This window comes from Verrucomicrobiota bacterium (assembly GCA_039027815.1).
GTDB lineage: Bacteria > Verrucomicrobiota > Verrucomicrobiia > Verrucomicrobiales > JBCCJK01 > JBCCJK01.
In genome coordinates this window covers 41,001-47,926 of sequence record JBCCJK010000019.1, presented here as the reverse complement: position 1 = coordinate 47,926, position 6,926 = coordinate 41,001, and the positions used below count along the sequence as shown (strand labels likewise).

The window sequence follows — 6,926 nt, the reverse complement described above, 5'->3', positions numbered from 1 at the left end:
TGGCTGCCAAGGGGCAGTTGCGACGCCATGAGTGGTTGCTTTGCCGGGTGCGCTATTTCAGCGATGGGGTGGTCATCGGGAGCAGGGGCTTTGTGGAGGGGTTCTTTGAGGCCAGGAGGGAGAGGTTTGGGCCGAAGCGCAGGAGTGGAGCAAGGAAGTTGCGCTTCGGGGACTTCGGGGGGCTTTGCTCCCTGAGAGACCTGCGCGTCGATGTCGTGAGGGGGTGAGTTTTGGTCGGTTTCAGGGTTCGGGATCAGGGAAGATGGAGACGGGGTTTTGGGGGTCGGTCCGGCTTTCCTCTGGTAGCTTGGGATTACGGCGCTTTTTCGACCAGCACTTTGATTTTCATTTCGCGGCTGTGCCCTCCGCGAAAGCCGCCTTTGATGGGGGCCACGTCGTCGTAGTCCCGGCCGATGGCCACTTTCACGTAGCGCTCATCGGCCAGGGTGTTGTTGGTGGGGTCGAAGCCAAGCCAACCCAGTCCCGGAAGAAAGACTTCGGCCCAGGCGTGGGACGCTTGGGCGCCACGGAGGGTGCCGCGCTCGCCATTGTAGAGATACCCGGATGCGTAGCGGGCCGGTATTTGGAGGGCTCGCGCTAGCCCGATGAAGACGTGCGCAAAATCCTGGCAGACTCCGGCCCGGCCTTCCAGGACTTCGGTCATGCGGGTGTGGACGTTGGTGGCACCGGATTGGTATTCGAAGTTTTTGTAGATGAAGCGCATGAGGTCTTCGGCCGCTTGGAAGACGGTGGTGGTGCCCCGGTCTTCCCGAAGGTCAATGGCCTGCCGCCAGATCTCCGGGCCCGCGTCCACGTAGGTGCTGGGCTGCAAGAACTGGTGAAGAAAGTCGTCTTGGAGCTTGCCAGGGAGGGCTTGCAGGGAGAGTTCCCGCACTTCGGCCGGGATTTCGAGGGCGCGGGTGGCGACGGTAATCCGGCTTTCGATGACGAGGCGGGTGTGAGGGTCTTCCACTTCGAAGTGATGGGTCCGATTCTGGAAGAGATCTGCGTAGGACTTCAGCCGCACGGTGGGCAAGATCCGCAGGAAGGCGGAGAGGGTGGTTTGGTATTGGAAGTCCCTCGGCTCGAGGTGCAAGGCGTTGGTGTTCGACCGAACGGCCGGATGGTAGAGGTATTCCGTCCGGTGAAGGACACGCAGCTTCATAGAGGGACGGGGTGGACGAGGTAGAGGCGGTTCACTGCTGCTGGGCTTGCACCATTTGGTAGGCGGTTTCCAGGGACATGCTCTTGCGGGGTGGGGTCAGGATTTTGTCCGGCATGAGGACGTAGGATTGGAAGACGGCATCGCCAATCAAGTTGAAGCCGTCTTGCAGATCATCGAGGCTGGTGTGGAGGCCTTTTTCGAGAACTTCGGCCACGGTCCCGAAGTTCACTCGGGCCAGAAGTTGGCCACAGGCTTTCTCCGCTTCGTTGCAAAAGGTGCCGGGAGCGGTGCCCGAGATGGAATGCAGCCGTCGATCCACTTGAGCCAAGCTGTAGCGGACCGAGCGGGGGAAGGTGCTGGAGAAGAGGAGGATCTCGAGCGCTTTGTCCGGGAGGACTTCCAGCCCGTGGAGGTAGCGGTAGGTGCTGTAAGCGCTGCACGAGCGAAGGATGGCGGCCCATTGCAGCCAGTGAAAGCCCCGCGGGGGATCGGAGACAGTTTCTTCTTCGGAGAGGAAGGTTTTGATGTCGATGATGCGGGTGGTTTTGTCGGCTCGCTCCAGGAATTTGCCCACTTCCATGAAGTCCCAGACTTGGGTCCGAGGGAGGGTGGCTTCGGCGATTCCCTGGAAGCTGAGGGAGGATTTCCGAATGGTTTGGTAGTAGCGGTAGGGGTCGGAGGCGAAGAGTTCTCGACCTTCGGAGGAGTTCACAAAGAGGTAGAGTCCATTGAGTTCCTCCCAGATTTCTTCGGCCAACTGGTCCCGCACCATGCGGGCGTTTTCCCGGGCTGAGCTGACGCAGCTGAGGATGCTGTTGGGATTGAGTTTGTTGGTGGTCAGGAATTCCATGACCGTGGCGCTGTTTTCTTCCTGGTAGAGCTTGGCGAAGAGGGATTCATCTCCGGAGCTGAGGAGGACGGGGCGCCAGTAGTCGCGCAGGCGCTCTGCGTCGAGGCTTTCGAAGTCGAGCAGAAGCTGCTGGTTGACGTCGACCAGGCGAGCGAGGTTTTCGGCCCGTTCGATGTAACGGGCCATCCAGTAGAGGCTGTTGGCGACGCGGGAGAGCATGGGGAGGAGCGGGAGGATTAGGGGTGGAGGACCCACGTGTCTTTGGATCCACCGCCTTGGGAGGAATTGACGACGAGGGAGCCTTTGGTGAGGGCCACTCGCGTGAGGCCTCCGGGGAGGACTTTCACGTCTTCGCCGTAGATGATGTAGGGGCGGAGGTCGATGTGACGGCCTTCCATCTCGGGATCGCAGAAGGTGGGATGAGTGGAGAGTGAGATTACGGGCTGGGCGATGTAGTTACGCGGGTTGGCTTTGATCCGCTCGCGGAATTCTTGGAGGTCTTTTTGCGAGGCTTTCGGCCCCATGAGCATGCCGTAGCCCCCGGATTCATTGGCCGCTTTCACCACGAGTTTGTTGAGGTTTTCCAGGATGTATTGGTAGTCCTTTTCTTCCGAAGCGAGGTAGGTCGGCACGTTTTTGAGGATGGGCTCTTGGTCGAGGTAGTATTGGATAATGGCGGGGACGTAGTAATACATCACTTTGTCATCAGCCACGCCGGTGCCTACGGCATTGGCGAGGGCCACATTGCCGGCGCGGTAGGCGCTCATGAGGCCGGGAACGCCTAGCATGGAGTCCGGGCGGAAGACGACGGGGTCGAGGAAGTCATCGTCGATCCGGCGGTAGATGACATCCACTTTGACCAAGCCTTTGGTCGTCCGCATGAAGACGAAGTCGTCCTTCACCACGAGGTCGCGCCCCTCCACGATTTCGATGCCCATTTCACGGGCCAGGAAGCAGTGTTCGAAGTAGGCGCTATTGTAGCAACCGGGGGTGAGCAAGACGCAGACTGCCTCCGATTCGGTGGCGGGGGAGAGGTGCTTGAGCATTTCCAGGAGGTCGGTGGGGTAGGAGTCGACCGGACGCACGCCCATGACTTCAAAGAGACGCGGGAAGGCCCGCTTCATGGCATTGCGATTTTCCAGCATGTAGGAGGCGCCAGAGGGAGAGCGCCCGTTGTCTTCTAAGACAAGGTAGTCCCCCTGGTCGTCCCGAATGAGGTCCGTCCCGCAGATGTGCATGTAGATGTCCTGTGGGACGTGAAAGCCTTGGAATTCTTTTCGGAAGTCGCGGGAGCCTTCGACGATGGGGCGGGGGATGACGCCGTCTTTCACGATTTTTTGCTCGTGGTAGATGTCGTGCAGGAAAAGATTGAGCGCGATGATGCGCTGGGTGAGGCCCGATTCGAGCAGCTCCCACTCCTCGGCCGGGATGACCCGGGGCATGGGATCGAAGGGAAAGATCCGCTCGGCGCCCTCTTCTTCTCCGTAGACGTTGAAGGTGACGCCTTGCCGCAAGAAGAAGAGTTCGGTCGTGCGCCGTCGATTCTCGAAGTCTTTCTGGCTGAAGCTCTCGAAGCGCTTCAAGAGAGGGGCGTAGTGCGAGCGGACGTCTCCCTCCGGGGAGACCATTTCATCGTAGAAGCCGTGGGTCTGGTAGCCTTGGAACATGGCATTTCCTTCGCAAAGCAGGTTCAGGGCCGGGCCCCCGAAGCGCCCTCAAGATCGCGCGCGTCCAGCTTGAATGGCAGAAGCTGCCCTGGGCAAGCGGTTTTCGTGGTGAGAACGGCTTGTCGTTTGAGAACCTTTCCCGTTGTCGTAACAAAGAAGCGATGAATCTGACACCAACTGCTTTTGGGACCTGGAGTGGCGGACGCTTCATGCACTATGGGGAAATGCTCGAGGAAGGGCGCTACCGCGATCTCATCCGTCTGGCCTACGAAGCGGGCATTCGGACTTTTGTGACGGCCGATGTCTACGGCGCGGGTCGGGCGGACGCCGCGCTGGGAGAGGCGCTCGCGGGTTTGGAGCGGGAGAGCTATTGCCTGGTGGGGATGGTGGGGCACGATTTTGAGAAAGGGGCGCGGGAGGGCTCCAAGGGTTACCCCCGGTTCACTCACCCTGACCTGCGTGGACCGCGGGACTACGCGAGCTACCTGCGCGAGGCGAGCGAGAAGAGTCTTGAGCGATGCCGTGCAGCCAAATTTGATTTGGTGATGCTGCACAATCCCGACGAGATCGGCTACACCCACGAAGCGGTTTGGGAGGGGATGGAGTCGGTCCGGGAGGGCGGTTTGACCGAGGGCATCGGCATCGCCCCGGGCCCGGCCAATGGCTTCGTGACGGACCTCATTCACTGCTTCCGCACCTTTGGGTCGAGGATCGATGGAGCCATGTTGATTCTGAATCCGCTGGAGCCGTGGCCGCAGCGGCATGTCCTGCCGGTGGCCGAGGAAAGGAAGATCGATGTGCTGACGCGGGTGGTGGACTATGGGGGGATCTTTCATGGAGATGTCCGCCCGGGGCATGTCTTCAAGGGGGGCGACCATCGGGGCTACCGCCCAGAGGGCTGGGTGGAAACCGGCAGCGAGAAGCTGGAGCGGATGCGGAGAGTGGTCGGCCATTACGGCTTGCCTGCTCTCCACTTGGCGGGGCTTTGGAATCTGGGAATGCCTGCGGTCAAGAGCCTGGTGCCAACCTTCATCCAGGAAACCGGGGAAAGCGCTCGTCCGATCGAGGACAAGATCCGGGAGTTCGCCGCCCTCCCGGAGGGGCTTCGCTTCACGCCGGAGGAGATGAGAAAGATCGAGGAAATTGGTGAGAACGCTGGCTGCATGGCTTTGAAAGGGGCCAGCACCCGCTATCAAGGGCCGCAAGAGCGAGCTGACCAATGGCCCATGCGGGAGGAGCTTCTCACCATTGCCCAAGACCACGCGCTTGACCCAAGCTGGTAAGCGGGGGAGGGCTCTTTCGCTATGAAGTGGTGGTCCGATCTCTCGCAAGAACGCCGAACGCTCCTGGTGATGGGCGGCTTGGTGGGGGTCATCGTGATCCTGACTTCGGTCATGGCAGGTAAGGAGCCTCCTTACAAGGTGACGCTCGACAACCTCCAGCAAGTCAAGACCGCCATCTTGCGCTTTCATGAGCAGGAGGGGCGTCTTCCGGAAGCGATCGCCGAGCTGGGACTGCCGGAAGAGGAGACCTTCGACCAATTCGGCGAGCCCCTGCGCTATGAGGTGGAGGGAAACAAGGTCACGGTCCTGAGCTTTGGGGCCGACAAGAAGCGGGGAGGCCACATGTTCCACCGCGATTTCGAGACGACCTTCCAAGTGGAGGAGTGATCCCGCCCTCCCAGCGACCAGCTCAAGGTGCAGCGGGGTTAGCGGGGTGAGCCAGAGGCGGATCGAGCGAAGCCTTCTTTGACTTCGCTCTCACTCGATGCACTTCTTGGGAAGATGGTGAAACAGCTCTTCCCCCTTGTCTTGCTCGGCCTGCTTGCGGGCTTGGACCCTGCCCACAGCAAGCTGCCCCATGTGGTGCTGATCGTGGCGGATGACTTCGGAGTGGGGAGCGTGAATGCCTATGGCGCGCCCAAGGAGCTGGTGCGGACGCCGCACTTGGACCGCTTGGCCGAAAAGGGGATGCGTTTTACCAATGCCAATACGCCTGGGGCCATTTGCTCTCCCACGCGTTACGCGCTCCTGACCGGTCGCTACGCCTGGCGGGGCCCGCTGCCCTTTGGTGTGGTCAATCTGATGGAGCCGTTGGTGGTGGAGACCGATCGACCGACGCTTCCGAAATACATGCAGAAACTGGGCTACCAAACGGCCCAGATTGGGAAGTGGCACTTGGGCTATGGCGATGCCAAACGGACCGATTTCACGCAACCGCTCGCGCCCGGGGCGAACGAGGTCGGCTTCGATTACCACTTTGGTCTGCCGAATAATCTCGATGACGCGGTCGGGGTCTGGATCGAGAACGACGGGGTCTACGGCCTGCGTTCGACCAAGCTCAGTCCCTACTCCAAGAGTTTTTACGGCCGTCCCTATCTCGGGTTGGATGCACCTCAGCGCGTGCGGGAGGAGGCTTCCCAGGAGCTGATTTCGCGAGCCATCGATTGGATCCAGCGAAGTGCCCGGGGCCAGCCGGAGAAGCCCCTCTTTCTCTACTTCGCGACCGCAGCGGTGCACCATCCCATCGAGCCTTCCGAGCGCATGCGCGGGGCGAGCGGCTGTGGCGCTTACGGCGATTTCATCCAGGACTTGGATGCTTCGGTCGGTCGGATCGTGGAGGCCTTGGAATACGAAGGTCTCATGGACGATACGCTGCTCGTCTTCACAGCCGACAATGGGGCGGACGTGCCGCGCAATGACAAGACGCGTCCCGAGAACCAAGCGGTCCAGGCCGGGCTCGCGCCCAATGGGGTCCACCGCGGGGACAAGCACACCATTTACGAAGGAGGGGTGCGCGTGCCGCTCTTGGTGCGCTGGGATGGCCAGGTGGCAGCCGGTTCGGTGAGCGACCGGATGGTCAACATCGTGGATCTTTTCGCCACGCTGGTGGAGTGCGTGAGTGGGAGAACGCCCCTGGCGGACCATGCCCCGGACAGCATCAGTTTTGCCTCGACGCTGGCAGGCCAAGACCAAGAACCGCGGCCCGCGATGGTTTCCAGCAACGCGGCTGGGCTCCACGCCCTCCGCCTCGGGCCCTGGAAATACATCGATGATGAGTTCCCCGAGGGCACTCCGGAGGCGCTTCAAAAGAGCAATCGCTCCCAGGCGGAGCGCGCGCTCTTTCACCTCGAAAACGATCCTTCAGAGGGTGACAATGTCATCGCCGAGCATCCCGAGATCGCTGAGCGGATGGAGGCGATGTTGCAGGAGCTGCGCGAGGAGCCGACCCGGCGACCCTGAAA

General features: G+C 61.0%; 7 protein-coding genes. 4 read left to right on the top strand and 3 right to left on the bottom strand.

Annotated features, from left to right (window positions below; genetic code table 11):
* Nucleotides 1-227, top strand: a 227-nt coding sequence (locus AAF555_07025; protein MEM6911322.1) for a chemotaxis protein CheW, incomplete at its 5' end; no start/stop codon positions are given.
* A gap of 86 nt (nucleotides 228-313) precedes the next feature.
* Here AAF555_07025 and AAF555_07020 read toward each other — a convergent pair.
* The 3 genes from AAF555_07020 to AAF555_07010 are packed head-to-tail and all read right to left on the bottom strand — an operon-like array spanning nucleotide 314 to nucleotide 3,682.
* Nucleotides 314-1,165 carry a transglutaminase family protein gene (locus AAF555_07020; GenBank protein ID MEM6911321.1) on the bottom strand — a complete coding sequence of 284 codons (852 nt, stop codon included), beginning with the start codon at nucleotides 1,163-1,165 and terminating at the stop codon, nucleotides 314-316.
* Between the two features lie 31 nt (nucleotides 1,166-1,196).
* Nucleotides 1,197-2,234, bottom strand: coding sequence for an alpha-E domain-containing protein (locus AAF555_07015; GenBank protein ID MEM6911320.1), 1,038 nt, complete (start codon nucleotides 2,232-2,234; stop codon nucleotides 1,197-1,199).
* 17 nt (nucleotides 2,235-2,251) lie between these two features.
* Nucleotides 2,252-3,682 (bottom strand): circularly permuted type 2 ATP-grasp protein, encoded by a 1,431-nt coding sequence (locus tag AAF555_07010; GenBank protein MEM6911319.1) that lies wholly within the window; start codon nucleotides 3,680-3,682, stop codon nucleotides 2,252-2,254.
* Nucleotides 3,683-3,843: 161 nt separating this feature from the next.
* Here AAF555_07010 and AAF555_07005 point away from each other — a divergent pair, with 161 nt between their 5' ends.
* The 3 genes from AAF555_07005 to AAF555_06995 all read left to right on the top strand — a co-directional run bounded on the left by AAF555_07005 (nucleotide 3,844) and on the right by AAF555_06995 (nucleotide 6,924).
* Nucleotides 3,844-4,965 (top strand): aldo/keto reductase, encoded by a 1,122-nt coding sequence (locus AAF555_07005; protein ID MEM6911318.1) that lies wholly within the window; start codon nucleotides 3,844-3,846, stop codon nucleotides 4,963-4,965.
* Nucleotides 4,966-4,986: 21 nt separating this feature from the next.
* Nucleotides 4,987-5,352 (top strand): hypothetical protein, encoded by a 366-nt coding sequence (locus AAF555_07000; protein ID MEM6911317.1) that lies wholly within the window; start codon nucleotides 4,987-4,989, stop codon nucleotides 5,350-5,352.
* Nucleotides 5,353-5,466: 114 nt separating this feature from the next.
* Nucleotides 5,467-6,924, top strand: a complete 1,458-nt coding sequence (locus AAF555_06995; GenBank protein MEM6911316.1) for an arylsulfatase — start codon at nucleotides 5,467-5,469, stop codon at nucleotides 6,922-6,924.
* The last annotated feature ends 2 nt before the right edge of the window (nucleotides 6,925-6,926 follow it).